This window comes from Pseudomonas sp. RIT623, from assembly GCF_004519305.1.
Lineage (GTDB): Bacteria > Pseudomonadota > Gammaproteobacteria > Pseudomonadales > Pseudomonadaceae > Aquipseudomonas.
This window is the reverse complement of the sequence record NZ_SOZA01000051.1, coordinates 14,000-30,586: the sequence shown is the minus strand read 5'-3', so window position 1 is coordinate 30,586 and position 16,587 is coordinate 14,000. Positions and strand designations below refer to the sequence as shown.

Sequence of the window (16,587 nt, the reverse complement as noted above, 5' to 3'; positions counted from 1 at the left end):
CAGCGCAGGGGCCGGATGAACGGAGCGCCACGGCTTTGGTTACTTTGGCCACGACCAACCCGCCGTAAGGGCGGAAAGGTGACTATGCGTCGACATCACAAATGAATGCGCATAAAACCACCAAAACCCACAACAACAACAACAACAACAACAACAACAACAACAACAACAACAACAACAACAACAACAACAACAACAACAACAAGGGGGCGAATCAGAAGTTATACAGCCACTCCCAACCCGCCCCCATCAAAAACCCCAGAATTAATTCAAAGCATCAAGCAAAGCCCGATTCATCTCCGGCGTCCCAATGGTAATCCGCAAAAACTGCGCAATCCGCTCCTGCTTGAAGTGCCGCACAATCACCCCCTGCTCCCGCAACCGCGCCGCAATCCCCGCAGCATCCTGCTCGGGATGCCGAGCAAAGATGAAGTTCGCCGCCGAAGGCAACACCTCGAACCCCCGCGCCAGCAACTCGGCCACCAGCACCTCCCGACTATCGATGACCTTGCGGCAAGTCTCATCAAAATAAGCCCGGTCCTCGAACGCCACCGCCGCCCCGACAATCGCCATGCGATCCAACGGGTAGGAGTTGAAGCTATTCTTGATCCGCTCCAACGCCTCGATCAGGTCAGGGTGCCCCACCGCCAAGCCAACCCGCAGCCCCGCCAGCGAACGTGACTTGGACAAGGTCTGGGTCACCAGCAGGTTATCGTAGCGATCGACCAGGCTGATAGCCGTCTCACCACCAAAATCGATGTAGGCCTCATCGACCACCACCACCGAATCCCGGTTGGCCTGCAACAACTGCTCGACCGCCTCTAGCGGCAGCAGGCAACCGGTCGGCGCATTGGGGTTGGGGAAAATGATCCCAGCATTGGGCTTGTTGTAGTCCGCAACACGGATCTGGAACTGCTCATCCAGCGCCACCTGCTCGAACCCGATACCGTACAGGCCACAATACACCGGGTAGAAGCTGTAGCTCACGTCCGGGAACAACAGCGGCCCACGGTCATGCTGGAACAGACCGTGGAAGATATGCGCCAGCACCTCATCCGAGCCGTTACCAACGAATACCTGCGCCGGCGTCACGCCGTAATACTCGGCCACGGCCTGCTTGAGCCGATCACCGTTCGGGTCCGGGTATAGGCGCAGGTTGTCGTTCAGTTCACCACGCATGGCCTCCAAGGCCTTGGGCGAGGGGCCGTAGGGGTTCTCATTGGTGTTTAGCTTTACCAGCCGCGCCAGCTTGGGCTGCTCGCCCGGCACGTAAGGCACCAGGTCCTTGACGAAGGGACTCCAGAAACGACTCATGCTCAGTTCCCCTTCTCGTTGAGGATGCGGTATTCGGCGCTGCGCGCGTGGGCGGTCAGCGATTCGCCACGGGCCAGTACCGAGGCAGTGTGACCCAGTTCGGAGGCGCCCTGCTCGGAGCAGAAGATGATCGACGAACGCTTCTGGAAGTCATAGACCCCCAGCGGCGACGAGAACCGCGCAGTACCGGATGTCGGCAGCACATGGTTGGGGCCGGCGCAGTAGTCACCCAGCGCCTCACTGGTGTGGCGGCCCATGAAGATCGCGCCGGCGTGGCGGATCTGCGGCAACCAGGCCTGCGGGTCGGCCACCGACAGCTCCAGGTGCTCGGGGGCGATGCGGTTGGCCACCTCGATGGCCTGCTGCATGTCACGCACCTGGATCAGCGCACCACGGCCATTGATCGACTTCTCGATGATCTCGGCACGCTCCATGGTCGGCAGCAACTTGTCGATGCTGGCGGCGACACGGTCGAGGAACGCGGCGTCCGGGCTAACCAGGATCGCCTGGGCATCCTCGTCGTGCTCGGCCTGGGAGAACAGGTCCATGGCAATCCAGTCCGGATCGGTCTGACCATCGCACACCACCAGGATTTCCGATGGGCCGGCGATCATGTCGATGCCGACCTGGCCGAACACATGGCGCTTGGCGGTAGCCACGTAGATATTGCCCGGGCCGACGATCTTGTCCACCTGCGGCACGCTCTCGGTGCCGTAGGCCAAGGCGGCGACTGCCTGGGCCCCGCCCACGGTGAAGACCCGGTCGACACCGGCGATGCAGGCGGCCGCCAGCACCAGCTCGTTGACCTCGCCACGCGGGGTTGGCACCACCATCACCACCTCGCCGACACCGGCGACCTTGGCCGGGATGGCGTTCATCAGCACCGACGACGGGTACGACGCCTTGCCGCCCGGCACGTACAACCCGGCGCGGTCCAGTGGGGTGACCTTCTGTCCGAGCACGGTACCGTCGGCCTCGGTGTACTGCCAGGAGTCCTGCTTCTGCCGCTCGTGGTAGATGCGCACGCGGTTGGCGGCTTTCTCCAGGGCTTCGCGCTGGGTCGGGGTGATGCGGGTCAGGGCCAGTTCCAGGCGATCGCGATTGAGGATCAGGTCGTCGATCGACTGGGCATCAACGCCATCGAAACGCTGGGTGAACTCCACCAGCGCAGCGTCGCCGCGCTCGCGCACGGCGTTGATGATGTCAAGCACGCGCTGGTTGACCGCGTCATCGGACACACTTTCCCAGCTCAGCAGATGATCCAGATGTCGGGCGAAATCCTGGTCAGCGGCGTTGAGACGGGCAATTGCAGTGGACACGGTCATGGCGAGGGCCTCGTTATTAGCGGATGTTCAGGCGCCCTAAAGCTACCACTCCATCCGCGCGGGCACCTGAGAAAGAAGGCTATGACGCGGATAGACGGGCGCGACAGCAAAGGTCGCGCGCAGAGGTCAGCCGCGGTGTCGCGATTCGACAGCGTTGCGCAGGGTGTCGATCAGACTCTGGATACGGGCGTGCTGCATCTTCATGGAGGCCTTGTTGACCACCAGGCGCGAGCTGATCGTGGCGATCAGTTCCTGTGGCTCCAGGCCATTGGCGCGCAGTGTGTTGCCGGTGTCGACCACGTCGATGATCTTGTCGGCGAGGTTGATCAACGGCGCCAGCTCCATGGAACCGTACAGCTTGATGATGTCGACCTGGCGGCCCTGTTCGGCATAGTAGCGCTTGGCTACGTTGACGAACTTGGTGGCCACGCGCAGGCGGCCCTTGGGCTCAGGGGCGCCGGTGACGCCGGCGGTCATCAGCTTGCATTGGGCGATCTGCAGGTCCAGGGGCTCGTACAGGCCCTGGCCGCCGTATTCCATCAGCACGTCCTTGCCGGCCACCCCGAGGTCGGCGGCGCCATGCTCGACATAGGTCGGCACGTCGGTGGCACGCACGATGAGCAGGCGTACGTCATCCTGCGTGGTGGGGATGATCAGCTTGCGGCTTTTGTCCGGATTCTCGGTCGGCACGATACCGGCTTCGGCCAGCAGTGGCAGGGTATCGTCGAGAATACGGCCTTTGGATAGCGCGATGGTCAACATTGGAACGTCGGTCCTTAAGCAGCTATAGCCGGCCGGGCACAGGGCCCGACCGCAAAAGATTCAGGGCGCGTCCCTGCGCCGTACAGACGACTAGCCCGGTACGCGACGGATCTTCGCGCCCAGCATCTGCAGTTTTTCCTCGATGCACTCGTAACCACGGTCGATGTGGTAGATGCGGTCGATCAAGGTGTCGCCTTCGGCGACCAGCGCCGACAGCACCAGGCTGGCGGACGCACGCAGGTCGGTGGCCATCACCGGGGCGCCCTTGAGCTTGTTGACGCCGGTGACGATGGCGGTGTTCCCTTCGACCTGGATCTGCGCGCCCATGCGGTGCATTTCGTAGACGTGCATGAAGCGGTTTTCGAAGATGGTCTCGATCACCGCACCAGTGCCTTCACCGATGGCGTTGAGCGAGATGAACTGCGCCTGCATGTCGGTGGGGAACGCCGGGTATGGCGCGGTGCGCAGGTTGACAGCCTTAGGCCGCTTGCCGTGCATGTCCAGCTCGATCCAGTCCTCGCCGGTGGTGATATCGGCGCCAGCTTCCTTGAGCTTCTCAAGGACGGCTTCGAGGATGGTCGGATCGGTGTCCTTGACCTTGACGCGACCACCGGTCACGGCAGCGGCAACCAGGTAGGTGCCGGTCTCGATACGGTCGGGCATGACGCGATAGCTGGCCGAGTGCAGGCGCTCGACGCCATCGATGGTGATGGTGTCGGTGCCAGCGCCCTGGATCTTGCCACCCATGGCGTTGATGAAGTTGGCCAGGTCGACCACTTCTGGTTCGCGGGCAGCGTTCTGCAGCACGCTGCGGCCCTTGGCCAGGGCCGCGGCCATCATGATGTTCTCGGTACCGGTGACGCTCACGGTATCGAAGAAGAAGTGCGCGCCGCGCAGGCCGCCTTCAGGCGCCTTGGCCTTGATGTAGCCACCTTCGACTTCGATCTTCGCACCCATGGCTTCCAGGCCGCGGATGTGCAGGTCGACCGGACGCGAGCCAATGGCGCAACCACCGGGCAGGGCCACTTCGGCCTCGCCGAAACGGGCGACCATCGGGCCAAGCACCAGGATCGAGGCGCGCATGGTCTTGACCAGCTCGTATGGGGCGACCAGGGTCTTGATGGTGCGCGGGTCGATCTCCACCGCGAGCTTCTCGTCGATCACAGGTTCGATGCCCATGCGACCGAACAGCTCGATCATGGTGGTGATGTCGTGCAGGTGCGGCAGGTTGCCGACGGTGACCGGGCCATCAGCCAGCAGGGTAGCCGAGAGAATCGGCAGGGCTGCGTTCTTCGCGCCGGAAATGCGGATCTCGCCGTCGAGGCGTGTACCGCCAGTGATAATCAGTTTGTCCATTCGTGTCTCGCCGCCAAGTTGGCTCAGGTGCGCTCAGCCCAGGCTGCGCTGCTGAAGAATTTCATGGTTACCGCGTGGATGCTGCCGTTGGCGATCCATGGATTGAGGTGAGCATAGATCGCCTGCTGACGTTTGACCGGGCTCTGGCCCGCCAGCTCGTCGCTGATCACGTTCAACTGGAAGTTGCAGCCTTCGCCCTCAACTTCGACCCGGGTTCCCGGCATTTTTTCTTCCAGAAAGCTCTTAACTTCTACGGCCTGCATGCTCAACCTCGATCGGCGCCCAACGCGCGCGGGTCGGCCATCATACAAAAAAGCCCCTCGCCTGCGAAGCCCATGCGCGGGCTCGCTGACCGAGGGGCTTTCACCTGGCCCCAGGCCATCAGCCTGCCAGTACCTCGTCGAGGTCGTAGACCTCGGCGATTTCCCGCATGTCGCTAGGCATGCCGCGCAGTTCCCAGGCCTTGCCGGCGGCCTGGGCGTCACGCATGAACGCCAGCAACAGCGACAGGCCGACACTGCTGGACTTGACCACCGCCGTGCAGTCGAGCACCAGGCGCGCCTCGCGGCTGGCAGCGATCAGTGCCTTGCCCTGCTTGCGCAAGGCCGGGCCGCTGCGGTAGTCCAGCACACCGGCCAGGGCCAGAACCCCCGGCTCGGACATGCTCACGGCGGCGTCGCTCATTTGACTTCCTTATCCGGCGAGCTGTCGGCGGCTTGCTTGGCCTTGGCCACTTCGCCGGCCCAGCCGTCGATAGTCTTGTCCAGGTTGTTGCCGTTGCGCTGCATGGCGTCCTGGAACTGGTCGCGGAACAGCTTGCCGATGTTGATGCCGTTGACGATGACGTTGCGCACTTTCCACTGGCCATCGAGCTTCTGCATGGTGTACTGCACCGGGTAGACCGCGCCGTTGTTGCCGGTGATCTTCATGCCGACGCTGGTGCGGTCGCCGTCTTCGGCTCGGGCCGGGTCGACGGTGATGCCCTGGTTGTCGTATTCCAGGAGGGCGTTGCCGTAGAACTGCATCAGGCTACGCTTGAAGTTCTCTTGGAAGCGCTGCATCTGCTCAGGCGTGGCCTTGCGCGAATATTTGACGGTCATGATGCTCTTGGAGATGCCATCGGCATCGACCACCGGCCCGAGGTTGCTGTTCAGCGCGCTGTAGAACGCCTCCGGGTTGGCCTTGTACTGCGCCTTGTTGGCTTTCAGGTCGCTGAGCAACTGGCTGGTGGTGCCCTGGATCACATCACGGGCGGATTGCCCCGGCGCCGCCAGGGCCAGCAGGGGGAAGGCCGCCAGCAGGACCAGCAGGCCACGTCGCAGGATCGAAATCATGGAAACTCCTTAGTTAGCCGGTTGAGCTTCTTTCGGTTCCTTGCCCACCGAGTTGAGCAGGAACTTGCCGATCAGATCTTCCAGCACCAGCGCCGACTGGGTGTCGTGGATGGTGCTGCCATCCTTGAGCAACGCGTCTTCGCCGCCCACGCTGATGCCGATGTACTTCTCGCCCAGCAGGCCGGCAGTCAGGATCGAGGCAGTGGAGTCGGTCGGCAGGTTGTCGACGTTCTTGTCCAACTGCAGCGTTACCCGACCGGTGTACGAGTCGCGGTCCAGATCGATGGCCGTGACCTTGCCGATGGTCACACCGGCCATGGTCACTTTAGCTCTGACCGTCAAACCGGCGATATTGTCGAAGTAGGCGTAAACTTTGTACGTGTCGTTGCTCGGGCTGGCCGACAGCCCGCTGACACGCAGGGCCAGCAGCAGCAGTGCCAGGATCCCGGCCAGGAGGAACAGGCCGACACCGATTTCCAGGGTGCGGTTTTGCATCAGAAATCTCCAAACATCAAGGCGGTCAGAATAAAGTCCAGACCCAGGACTGCCAACGAGGCATAGACCACGGTCTTGGTAGTGGCACGGCTGATCCCTTCTGAGGTGGGCTCGCAGTCATACCCCTGGAACACGGCGATCCAGGTCACGACGAAAGCGAACACCAGGCTCTTGATCAAGCCGTTGATCACGTCGTCGGCAAAAGAAACGCTGTTCTGCATGTTGGCCCAGAACGAGCCTTCGTAGACGCCCAGCCAGTCCACGGCGACCCACGAGCCGCCCCAGATGCCGACCACACTGAAGATCAGCGCCAGCAGCGGCAGCGAAATGAAGCCGGCCCACAGGCGCGGGGCAACGATGTACTTGAGCGGGTCGACGCCGATCATCTCGAGGCTGGACAACTGCTCGGTGGACTTCATGTTGCCGATTTCGGCGGTCAACGCCGAGCCTGCGCGCCCGGCGAACAGCAAGGCGGTGACCACTGGCCCGAGCTCGCGCAGCAGGGTCAGGGCGACCATCTGCCCCACCGCCTGCTCCGAACCGTATTTGGTGAGGATGCTGTAGCCCTGCAACGCCAGCACCATGCCGATGAACACACCGGACACGACGATGATCGCCAGCGACAGCACGCCGACCGAATACAGCTGCTTGACCAGCAGTTGGAAGCTGCCGCCGATGCCGCCACGGCCGATCAGCGCATGCCCGAGGAACAGGCACGAGCGCCCCAGCACGGCCAGCACGTCGATGGCCGAGCGGCCGAACAGGCGGATACGTTCGAGTATGGATTTTCTGCGCATCAACGCGCTCCCAGCAGATCGGCGCGGTAGTCAGGCGCAGGGAAATGGAAAGGTACCGGACCGTCCGGGTCGCCTTTCATGAACTGGCGGATACGCGGGTTGTCCGAGCCCATCAACTCGGCCGGCGTGCCCTGCCCCAGCACCTGGCCGTCGCCCACCACATAGATGTAGTCGGCGATGCTGGCGGTTTCCGCCAGGTCGTGGGAGACCACGATGCTGGTGATGCCCAGGGCGTCGTTGAGCAGCCGGATCAGGCGCACCAGCACGCCCATGGCGATCGGGTCCTGGCCGACGAACGGTTCGTCGTACATGAGAATCTGCGGGTCCAGGGCGATCGCCCGGGCCAGCGCCACGCGACGTTTCATGCCGCCGGACAGTTCGTCGGGCATCAGGTCGATGGCGCCGCGCAGGCCCACGGCCTGCAGCTTCATCAGCACGATGTCGCGGATCATTTCATCCGACAGCTGCGTATGCACCCGCAGCGGGAAAGCGACGTTCTCGAAGACATCGAGGTCGGTGAACAGCGCGCCGCTCTGGAACAGCACGCCCATTTGCTTGCGCGCATCGAACAGATCGCCCCGCGACAGCGCGGGCAAGTTCTGGCCATTGACCCAGACTTCGCCGCTGGCCGGACGCAGCTGCGCGCCCATCAGGCGCAGCAGGGTGGTCTTGCCGCACCCAGAAGGCCCCATGATGCCGGTGACCTTGCCACGGGGAATACGAATGTCCACGTTGCTGAAAATGCTGCGCGAACCGCGCTTGAAGGTGACGCCCTTCAACTCGACCGCACAGGCGCTATCCACACTCATCTAGACTCCTTGCTAGTGCAGCCTCGCCTAGTTGACGCCGGCCTTCATCATGAAGGCACACGCGCCCGTGGCAGGCCGAATAGCGGCGAACTATAGCACCGCTGATAGGCCCGCCCCAAGGCCATCGCCTGACTCGTTCAGGGCGCAGACAGGGTTGCGCGACAGGCATATGACATTCGATGGATGAGCGTTTCACACATTGCGGCTATAATCGCCGCCTTTTCATCAGGCATTGCGTTTCGACATGACCCAATCCAGCGAGCTGATCCAATCCGCCCAGCGCACCCTGCGCCTCGAACTCGAGGCCGTGCAGGCCCTGCTGGCCCGCATCGACGGCGACTTCGTCAAGGCTTGCGAACTGATCCTGGCCAGCAAGGGCCGGGTCGTGGTGGTTGGCATGGGCAAGTCGGGGCACATCGGCAACAAGATCGCCGCCACCCTGGCCAGCACCGGCACCCCGGCATTCTTCGTGCACCCGGCCGAGGCCAGTCATGGCGACATGGGCATGATCACCCGCGACGATGTCATTCTTGCCCTGTCCAATTCCGGCAGCACCGCCGAGATCGTCACCCTGCTGCCGCTGATCAAGCGCCTGGGCATCCAGCTGATCAGCCTGACCGGCAACCCCGATTCGCCCCTGGCCCAGGCCGCGGAGGTCAACCTCGACGCCAGCGTCGCCCAGGAAGCCTGCCCGCTCAACCTGGCGCCCACCTCCTCGACCACCGCGGCACTGGCACTGGGCGACGCCCTGGCCATCGCCCTGCTCGAGGCCCGCGGCTTCACCGCCGAGGACTTCGCCTTCTCGCACCCGGGCGGGGCCCTGGGTCGTCGCCTGTTGCTGAAAGTCGAAAACGTCATGCACGCCGGCGACGAACTGCCGGTGGTCAAGACCGGCACCCTGCTCAAGGACGCGCTCCTTGAAATGTCTCGCAAAGGTTTAGGCATGACCGTGGTCCTGGGCAACGACGGCAAGCTGGCCGGGGTCTTCACCGACGGCGACCTGCGCCGCAGCCTGGACCGCAACATCGACGTGCACAAGACCCTGATCGACGAGGTCATGACCGTGCACGGCAAGACCGCCCGCGCCGAGATGCTCGCCGCCGAGGCATTGAAAATCATGGAAGACCACAAGATCAGCGCACTGGTGGTGGTCGATCAGGCCGACCGCCCGACCGGCGCCCTGAACATGCACGACCTGTTGCGCGCCGGAGTGATGTAAATGAACCAGGATCTGATGCAACGTGCAAAGGCCATCAAGCTGGCGGTGTTCGACGTCGACGGCGTGCTCACCGACGGGCGCCTGTACTTCCTCGAGGACGGCAGCGAGTTCAAGACCTTCAATACCCTCGACGGCCATGGCATCAAGATGCTCATGGCCGCGGGCGTGACCACGGCCATCATCAGCGGGCGCAAGACCCCGGTGGTCGAGCGCCGGGCGAAGAACCTCGGCATTCCCCACCTGTTCCAGGGCCGCGAGGACAAACTGGTGGTACTCGACGGCCTGCTCGCCGAACTCAAACTAAGCTATGAGCAGGTCGCCTACCTGGGCGACGACCTGCCCGACCTGCCGGTTATCCGCCGGGTGGGCCTGGGCATGGCCGTGCACAACGCCGCACCGTTCGTGCGCCAACACGCCCACGGTGTCACCCAGGCCCGCGGCGGCGAAGGCGCCGCGCGCGAGTTCTGCGAACTGATCATGCAGGCCCAGGGCACCCTGGACGCTGCCAACGCCAACTACTTGTAAGGCCACCCATGTTCAGCAAGAAAGTTCGCAATTTTGCGCTGCTTGGCGTGATCGCCGCCGTACTGGCGGCGGTCGGCTACTGGAACATCAGCCCCGAGAGCTTCCTCGAGCAGCCCGCGGCCCAGGTCGACGAAAGCGCCATCGACTACTACGCCATCAACGCCCACAGCGTGCAGTTCCTGCCCGACGGCAAGCTGCAGTACGAAATGACCGCCGCCAAGGTCGAGCACCTCAAGGCCAGCGAAGTCACCCTGGTGACCACGCCCGACCTGCACATGTACCGTGGCACCGAGTATCCCTGGCACGTGCAGAGCAAGCGCGCCGAGGTCAACCCGGACGGCAGCGAGGTGGAACTGATCGACGACGTGCGCGTGGCGCGCACCGACGAGAAGCGACGCGAAACCATCATCACCAGCACACGCATGACTGTGTTCCCGCAGAAGCAATATGCGCAGACCGAGCAAGCCGTTAGAATCGACGGCGCCGGTGGCACGACTACGGGCAAAGGAATGAAAGCGTATTTGAAAGAAGGCAGGATGGACCTGCTCTCTAACGTAAGAGGACAGTATGAGGCTCGTTAAAACCATCCCCCTTCTGCTCAGCCTGGGCGTAGCACTGGGAAGCGCGAGCGCCTTCGCCCTGCCGAACGACCGTGACCAGCCGATCCGCATCCAGGCGGACAACGCCCACCTGGACGACAAGCAAGGCGTGGCCACCTACACCGGCGACGTGATCATCACCCAAGGTTCGATGATGATCAAAGGCAACACCGTGACCATGACCCGCGCCGCCAACGGCGACATCGACGTGGTCACCTCGGTGGGCAACCTGGCCTACTTCGAGCAGCAGCAGAGCGCCGCCAAGGCGGACAAGATGAAAGGCTGGGCGGTGACCATCCAGTACCAGGCGCAAAAGGACACGGTAATCCTGACCGACCGCGCCAAGGTCGAGAACGAAGGCAACACCACCGAAGGCGAGAAGATCGTCTACAACACCAAGTCCCAGGTGGCGACCGCCGGCCGTGGCGGCAACGTGACTGCACCGCGTCAGCGTATCGACATGGTCATTCAACCGAAGAAAAAGGCCGAGTAAATGGCAACCCTCAAAGCCCAGCACCTGGCCAAGAGCTACAAGGGCCGGCAAGTCGTGCGCGACGTCAGCCTGTCCATCGATAGCGGCCAGATCGTCGGCCTGCTCGGCCCCAACGGCGCCGGCAAGACCACCTGCTTCTACATGATCGTCGGCCTGGTCCAGGCCGACCAGGGTCGCGTGCTGATCGACAGCCACGACGTCAGCCACCAGCCCATGCACGGCCGCGCCCAGGCCGGCATCGGCTACCTGCCGCAGGAAGCCTCGATCTTCCGCAAGCTGTCGGTGGCCGACAACATCATGGCGATCCTCGAGACGCGCAAGGACCTCGACCGCGATGGCCGGCGCAAGGAGCTGGAAAGCCTGTTGCAGGAGTTCCACATCAGCCACATCCGCGACAACCTGGGCATGAGCCTGTCCGGTGGTGAACGCCGCCGTGTCGAGATCGCCCGCGCCCTGGCCACCGCGCCCAAGTTCATCCTGCTGGACGAACCCTTCGCCGGTGTCGACCCGATCTCGGTCGGCGACATCAAGCAGATCATCCACCACCTCAAGAACAAGGGCATCGGTGTACTGATCACCGACCACAACGTTCGCGAGACCCTGGATATCTGCGAAACCGCCTACATCGTCAACGATGGCCAGCTGATCGCCGAAGGCGACGCCGAGACCATCCTGGCCAACCAGCTGGTCAAGGAAGTGTACCTGGGGCACGAGTTCCGACTCTGACCCGTTCTGCCCGCGGCACTGGCGCACAGGCCTGATCGATACTTAAGTTGTTACAGTGCTCCAGTGCCCGGTCTCGAAAACAGGCTGTTCGCTTTTCGCGGCGTGCTGGGCACGCTGCCAGCGTCGCCAAAAGAGAACGTATTTCCGAGACCGGGCACTAGGCAAACGCTGCAATTTCAGGCATATAACTTGCTTAAAATCGGCGCCCAAGCGCCCTACGTGTAGTGGATGGCGCATGCGCGCCGGCGAACAAGGTATTAAGCCCCTGCCATGAAACCATCGCTCGTCCTAAAAATGGGCCAGCAACTGACGATGACCCCGCAGTTGCAACAGGCCATCCGTCTGCTCCAGCTCTCTACCCTGGACCTCCAGCAGGAAATCCAGGAAGCGCTGGAGTCCAACCCGATGCTCGAACGTCAGGAAGACGGCGACGATTTCGACAACAGCGACCCGATGGCGGACAACGCCGAAAGCAAGCCGGCCGCCGAAACCCAGGACAACAGCTTCCAGGAGCCGACCACCAGCGCCGAAACCCTCGAAGACGGCGAGTGGGCCGAGCGCATTCCCAACGAACTGCCGGTCGACACCGCCTGGGAAGACATCTACCAGACCAGCGCCAGCAGCCTGCCCAGCAACGATGACGACGAGTGGGACTTCACCACCCGTACCTCGGTGGGCGAGAGCCTGCAGAGCCACCTGCTCTGGCAGCTAAACCTGGCGCCGATGTCCGACACCGACCGCCTGATTGCAGTGACCCTGATCGACAGCATCAACGAACAGGGCTACCTGGAGGACAGCCTCGAGGAAATCTGCGCAGGCTTCGACCCCGAGCTCGACATCGAGCTGGACGAGGTCGAGGCGGTGCTGCATCGCATCCAGCAATTCGAACCCGCCGGCATCGGCGCCCGCTCGCTGGGTGAATGCCTGTTGCTGCAACTGCGCCAACTGCCGGCCTCGACGCCATGGATGAGCGAGGCGCAGCGCCTGGTCAGCGACTTCATCGACCTGCTCGGCAGCCGCGACTACAGCCAGCTGATGCGGCGCATGAAGCTCAAGGAAGATGAGCTGCGCCAGGTCATCGAGCTGGTACAGACCCTGAACCCGCGCCCAGGCTCGCAGATCGAGTCCAGCGAACCGGAGTACGTGGTGCCGGACGTGATCGTGCGCAAGGACAGCGAGCGCTGGCTGGTAGAGCTCAACCAGGAAGCGGTGCCGCGCCTGCGGGTCAACCCGCAATACGCCGGATTCGTCCGCCGCGCCGACACCAGCGCCGATAACACCTTCATGCGCAACCAGTTGCAGGAAGCGCGCTGGTTCATCAAGAGCCTGCAAAGCCGCAACGAGACACTGATGAAGGTGGCGACGCAGATCGTCGAGCACCAGCGCGGTTTCCTCGACCACGGCGACGAGGCCATGAAGCCGCTGGTGCTGCACGATATCGCCGAGGCGGTGGGCATGCACGAGTCGACCATCTCGCGGGTGACCACGCAGAAATACATGCACACGCCACGTGGCATCTACGAACTGAAATACTTTTTCTCGAGCCACGTCAGCACCGCCGAAGGCGGAGAATGCTCGTCCACGGCGATCCGCGCGATCATCAAGAAACTGGTGGCGGCGGAAAATCAGAAAAAGCCATTGAGTGACAGCAAGATCGCTGGTTTACTGGAGGCACAAGGCATCCAGGTAGCCCGTCGCACCGTCGCCAAGTACCGCGAATCGCTGGGGATCGCCCCATCGAGCGAGCGCAAGCGACTGATGTAGCCCGGGATGTGCCACAGCGTTTCAGTGGCAGGTGCAAGACCTGCCTCTTTATGCACGGGCAACAAAGGAGAAGCTGTATGCAAGTCAACATCAGTGGACAGCATGTAGAAGTCACCCAACCACTGCGCGATTACGTGCTCGAGAAGCTCGCCCGCGTGGAGGGCCATTTCGACAAGATCACCAATGCAACGGTGATCATGAAAGTCGAAAAGCTGCAGCAGAAGGTTGAAGCCACACTCCAGATTCCCGGTGGCGAAGTGGTCGCCAACGCCGAACACCAAGACATGTATGCCGCGATCGATGCCCTGGCTGACAAGCTCGACCGCCAACTGAAAAAACACAAGGAAAAACAGCAAAGCCTGCTGCAAGGTGCAGCCGCCCGCTGATCCCCCTCATCCATGATCCGACTTGAAACCATCCTGACCCCCGGCCGTTCCCTGGTGAACGTGCCGGGCGGCAGTAAAAAGCGCGCCCTGGAAAAGGTCGCCACCCTGATCGCCGAGCAAGTACCCGAGCTGGAGATGCAAGACGTCTTCGACAAGCTCATCGCTCGCGAAAAGCTGGGCTCCACCGGTTTTGGCAATGGCATCGCCATTCCCCATTGCCGGCTTGTGGGCTGCACCGCGCCAGTGAGCGCCTTGCTGCACCTGGACGCCCCCATCGATTACGACGCCATCGACGGTGCCCCGGTCGACCTGCTGTTTGTGCTGCTGGTCCCGGAAGCTGCCACCGATGCCCACCTTGAATTGCTGCGCCAGATCGCCAGCATGCTCGATCGCAAGGAGGTTCGCGATCGCCTGCGTGCCGCCGACAGCAGCGAGGCCCTGTTCCAGGTCGTCCTGGACGTACAGAACGAGCACTGACCATGCGCCTGATCATCGTCAGCGGCCGCTCCGGCTCCGGCAAGAGCACCGCCCTGGACGTGTTGGAAGACAACGGCTACTACTGCATCGACAACCTGCCGGCGGGTCTGTTGCCGCAGTTGGCGGAAAACGCGCTGATCAACACCGAGCTGCTACAGCCCAAGGTGGCGGTGTCCATCGACGCGCGCAACCTGCCCAGCCATCTGTCACGCTTCCCGACCCTGCTCCAGGAGGCGCGCGCCCGGCACATCCAGTGTGACGTGTTGTACCTGGACGCCGACGAGGACACCCTGCTCAAGCGCTTCTCGGAAACCCGTCGCCGCCACCCGCTGACCAACGACAGCCGTTCGCTGGCCGAGGCTATTCGCGTCGAAAGCGAGCTGCTGGGGCCGATCGCCGACCTGGCCGACCTCAAGATCGACACCACCAACCTGAACCTGTACCAGCTGCGCGACTCGATCAAGCTGCGACTGCTCAACCAGCCGGAGCCGGGGACCGCGTTCCTGGTCGAGTCGTTTGGCTTCAAGCGTGGCATGCCGGTGGATGCCGACGTGGTGTTCGACGTGCGCTGCCTGCCCAACCCCTACTGGAAGCCGGAACTTCGCGAGCATTCCGGCCTCGAACAGCCGGTAATCGACTACCTGGCAACCCAGCCGGATGTCGAGGAGATGTTCCAGGATATCTCCAGCTACCTGCTCAAGTGGCTACCGCGCTTCGCCGCCAGCAACCGCGCCTATGTCACCGTGGCCATTGGCTGCACCGGTGGCCATCACCGTTCGGTTTACATCACCGAGCGGCTCGGCCAGTTGCTCCAGCAATCCCTGAAAAACGTCCAGGTCCGCCATCGCGACCTCTAGCCCACAGGATATCCGCCCCACGATGCCCGCCCGCGAAATCACCATCATCAACAAGCTGGGCCTGCACGCCCGGGCGGCCGCCAAGTTCGTCGGCGTGGCCGGGCGCTTCCCCTGCCAGGTGCGGGTCGGTCGCGCGCCGGACAAGCTGGTGGATGGCAAGAGCATCATGGCGGTGATGATGCTCGCCGCCGGCAAGGGCACCCCGGTGCACCTGCACACCGAGGGCGAGCAGGACGCTGAAGCCATGGATGCACTGGTCGCGTTGATCGAGAACTTCTTCGACGAAGGCGAGTGACTGATACAACGCGGCCCCTGTAGGAGCGGCCTTGTGTCGCGAAAGGGCCGCAGAGCGGCCCCAGCAATATTGGTTTGATGCATAAATCGCAGGGGCGCTTCGCCCCCCTTTCGCGACACCAGGCCACTCCTACAGGGGGCAGTGCCAGGCTCAGGACATCGCCGTATCCATCACCATCATCAAGCAGAACCCGACACACAGCCCCAGGCTCGCCAGGCGATGATGCCCGTTGCTGCGTGACTCGGGAATGATCTCCTGGGTCACCACCAGCAGCATCGCCCCCGCCGCGCAGGCCAGGCCCAGCGGCAGCAACAGTTCGGCGATGTTCACCAGCCAGGCACAGATCACCGCGGCCAGCGGTTCGACCAACCCCGATGCCGCACCGATCAGGAACGCCTTGAAGCGCGGCATGCCCGCCCCTGCCAGCACCAGCGCGATCACCAGGCCCTCCGGCACATCCTGCAGCGCGATGCCCATGGCCAGGCTATCGGCATCAGGCATCCCGCCTCCGGCGGAAACCCCGATGGCCATGCCCTCGGGGATGTTGTGGGCAATGATGGCAATGACGAACAGCCAGATCCGCGCAGCGATTACCGGTTGCTGCTCACTGCCGACCAGAGCCTGCGGCGAAGCACCGGAGACCTTGAGGTCGACCACGAACAGGCACAACGCGCCGAACAACAGCCCGCTGCTGATCACAGCACCGGCGCCCCATGGGCTGAAGCCGATGGCCTGGGCCGCATCCAGCCCGGGAATGATCAGCGAGAACGCGGTGGCCGCCAACATCACCCCGGCACCAAAACCGAGCAAGGTGTCGGCCACGGCCACTGGCATGTTGCGGATTACCAGCACCGGCACTGCGCCCAAGGCCGTCCCCAATGCGCACAGTGCTCCGCCCTCCAGGGCTCGCAACATGCGCGGTTCCAGGTCCAGCCAGGCGATGCCCCGCGACACCAGCAATGCGGTGCCGACCAGCAACAGCACGGTCCCAAGCGCCAGGCGGAACAGGCGCACACTGCTGACAGACATCACCTCGGAGCGCATACCGGTCAGA

The 16,587-nt window shown here is 63.1% G+C and carries 21 protein-coding genes; 10 read left to right on the top strand and 11 right to left on the bottom strand.

Going from position 1 to position 16,587, the window contains the following annotated elements; genetic code table 11:
* Nucleotides 1-264 precede the first annotated feature (264 nt).
* From hisC to E3U47_RS23165, 10 genes are all read right to left on the bottom strand, one after another.
* Entirely contained in the window at nucleotides 265-1,314 is a 1,050-nt protein-coding gene (gene hisC, locus E3U47_RS23210) for a histidinol-phosphate transaminase (RefSeq protein WP_134693915.1), read from the bottom strand.
* Between the two features lie 2 nt (nucleotides 1,315-1,316).
* Complete coding sequence (hisD, locus tag E3U47_RS23205) at nucleotides 1,317-2,639, bottom strand: histidinol dehydrogenase (RefSeq protein WP_134693914.1); 1,323 nt, start codon at nucleotides 2,637-2,639, stop codon at nucleotides 1,317-1,319.
* 126 nt (nucleotides 2,640-2,765) lie between these two features.
* Nucleotides 2,766-3,401 carry an ATP phosphoribosyltransferase gene (hisG, locus tag E3U47_RS23200; protein WP_011532429.1) on the bottom strand — a complete coding sequence of 212 codons (636 nt, stop codon included), beginning with the start codon at nucleotides 3,399-3,401 and terminating at the stop codon, nucleotides 2,766-2,768.
* 90 nt (nucleotides 3,402-3,491) lie between these two features.
* A complete protein-coding gene (murA, locus tag E3U47_RS23195) occupies nucleotides 3,492-4,757 on the bottom strand; it encodes a UDP-N-acetylglucosamine 1-carboxyvinyltransferase (RefSeq protein ID WP_134693913.1) in 1,266 nt (421 codons plus the stop codon).
* 23 nt (nucleotides 4,758-4,780) lie between these two features.
* Complete coding sequence (locus E3U47_RS23190) at nucleotides 4,781-5,020, bottom strand: BolA family protein (RefSeq protein WP_134693912.1); 240 nt, start codon at nucleotides 5,018-5,020, stop codon at nucleotides 4,781-4,783.
* A gap of 118 nt (nucleotides 5,021-5,138) precedes the next feature.
* Entirely contained in the window at nucleotides 5,139-5,441 is a 303-nt protein-coding gene (locus tag E3U47_RS23185; protein ID WP_134693911.1) for a lipid asymmetry maintenance protein MlaB, read from the bottom strand.
* Nucleotides 5,438-6,091 (bottom strand): phospholipid-binding protein MlaC, encoded by a 654-nt coding sequence (locus E3U47_RS23180; protein WP_134693910.1) that lies wholly within the window; start codon nucleotides 6,089-6,091, stop codon nucleotides 5,438-5,440. The genes E3U47_RS23185 and E3U47_RS23180 overlap by 4 nt, the downstream gene beginning before the upstream one ends.
* A 9-nt stretch (nucleotides 6,092-6,100) precedes the next feature.
* On the bottom strand, nucleotides 6,101-6,586 hold the full coding sequence (mlaD, locus tag E3U47_RS23175) for an outer membrane lipid asymmetry maintenance protein MlaD (protein WP_134693909.1): 486 nt from the start codon (nucleotides 6,584-6,586) through the stop codon (nucleotides 6,101-6,103).
* A complete protein-coding gene (gene mlaE / locus E3U47_RS23170; protein ID WP_134693908.1) occupies nucleotides 6,586-7,383 on the bottom strand; it encodes a lipid asymmetry maintenance ABC transporter permease subunit MlaE in 798 nt (265 codons plus the stop codon). Before mlaE ends, mlaD begins: the two co-directional genes overlap by 1 nt.
* Nucleotides 7,383-8,192: an ATP-binding cassette domain-containing protein gene (locus tag E3U47_RS23165; protein ID WP_134693907.1), complete on the bottom strand. Its 810-nt coding sequence runs from the start codon at nucleotides 8,190-8,192 to the stop codon at nucleotides 7,383-7,385. The genes mlaE and E3U47_RS23165 overlap by 1 nt, the downstream gene beginning before the upstream one ends.
* A 244-nt stretch (nucleotides 8,193-8,436) precedes the next feature.
* On the opposite strand from E3U47_RS23165, the gene E3U47_RS23160 reads away from it, so the two are divergent.
* From E3U47_RS23160 to E3U47_RS23115, 10 genes are all read left to right on the top strand, one after another.
* Entirely contained in the window at nucleotides 8,437-9,411 is a 975-nt protein-coding gene (locus E3U47_RS23160; protein WP_134693906.1) for a KpsF/GutQ family sugar-phosphate isomerase, read from the top strand.
* A complete protein-coding gene (locus E3U47_RS23155; protein ID WP_134693905.1) occupies nucleotides 9,412-9,936 on the top strand; it encodes an HAD family hydrolase in 525 nt (174 codons plus the stop codon).
* A gap of 8 nt (nucleotides 9,937-9,944) precedes the next feature.
* Entirely contained in the window at nucleotides 9,945-10,517 is a 573-nt protein-coding gene (gene lptC, locus E3U47_RS23150; protein WP_134693904.1) for an LPS export ABC transporter periplasmic protein LptC, read from the top strand.
* Entirely contained in the window at nucleotides 10,504-11,028 is a 525-nt protein-coding gene (gene lptA, locus E3U47_RS23145; protein WP_134693903.1) for a lipopolysaccharide transport periplasmic protein LptA, read from the top strand. Before lptC ends, lptA begins: the two co-directional genes overlap by 14 nt.
* The gene (gene lptB, locus E3U47_RS23140; RefSeq protein WP_134693902.1) at nucleotides 11,029-11,754 is read left to right on the top strand and encodes an LPS export ABC transporter ATP-binding protein; all 726 of its coding nucleotides are present in this window, start codon (nucleotides 11,029-11,031) and stop codon (nucleotides 11,752-11,754) included.
* A 270-nt stretch (nucleotides 11,755-12,024) separates the two neighbouring features.
* Nucleotides 12,025-13,518, top strand: a complete 1,494-nt coding sequence (locus E3U47_RS23135) for an RNA polymerase factor sigma-54 (RefSeq protein WP_134693901.1) — start codon at nucleotides 12,025-12,027, stop codon at nucleotides 13,516-13,518.
* A gap of 77 nt (nucleotides 13,519-13,595) precedes the next feature.
* Nucleotides 13,596-13,904, top strand: a complete 309-nt coding sequence (hpf, locus tag E3U47_RS23130; RefSeq protein WP_011532415.1) for a ribosome hibernation-promoting factor, HPF/YfiA family — start codon at nucleotides 13,596-13,598, stop codon at nucleotides 13,902-13,904.
* Between the two features lie 12 nt (nucleotides 13,905-13,916).
* A complete protein-coding gene (gene ptsN, locus E3U47_RS23125) occupies nucleotides 13,917-14,381 on the top strand; it encodes a PTS IIA-like nitrogen regulatory protein PtsN (protein WP_134693900.1) in 465 nt (154 codons plus the stop codon).
* Nucleotides 14,382-14,383: 2 nt separating this feature from the next.
* Nucleotides 14,384-15,238, top strand: a complete 855-nt coding sequence (rapZ, locus tag E3U47_RS23120; protein WP_134693899.1) for an RNase adapter RapZ — start codon at nucleotides 14,384-14,386, stop codon at nucleotides 15,236-15,238.
* 22 nt (nucleotides 15,239-15,260) lie between these two features.
* On the top strand, nucleotides 15,261-15,533 hold the full coding sequence (locus tag E3U47_RS23115) for an HPr family phosphocarrier protein (protein WP_096048637.1): 273 nt from the start codon (nucleotides 15,261-15,263) through the stop codon (nucleotides 15,531-15,533).
* A gap of 150 nt (nucleotides 15,534-15,683) precedes the next feature.
* On the opposite strand, the gene E3U47_RS23105 is transcribed toward E3U47_RS23115, so the two are convergent.
* Nucleotides 15,684-16,577: a ZIP family metal transporter gene (locus tag E3U47_RS23105; protein WP_134693916.1), complete on the bottom strand. Its 894-nt coding sequence runs from the start codon at nucleotides 16,575-16,577 to the stop codon at nucleotides 15,684-15,686.
* Nucleotides 16,578-16,587 lie beyond the last annotated feature (10 nt).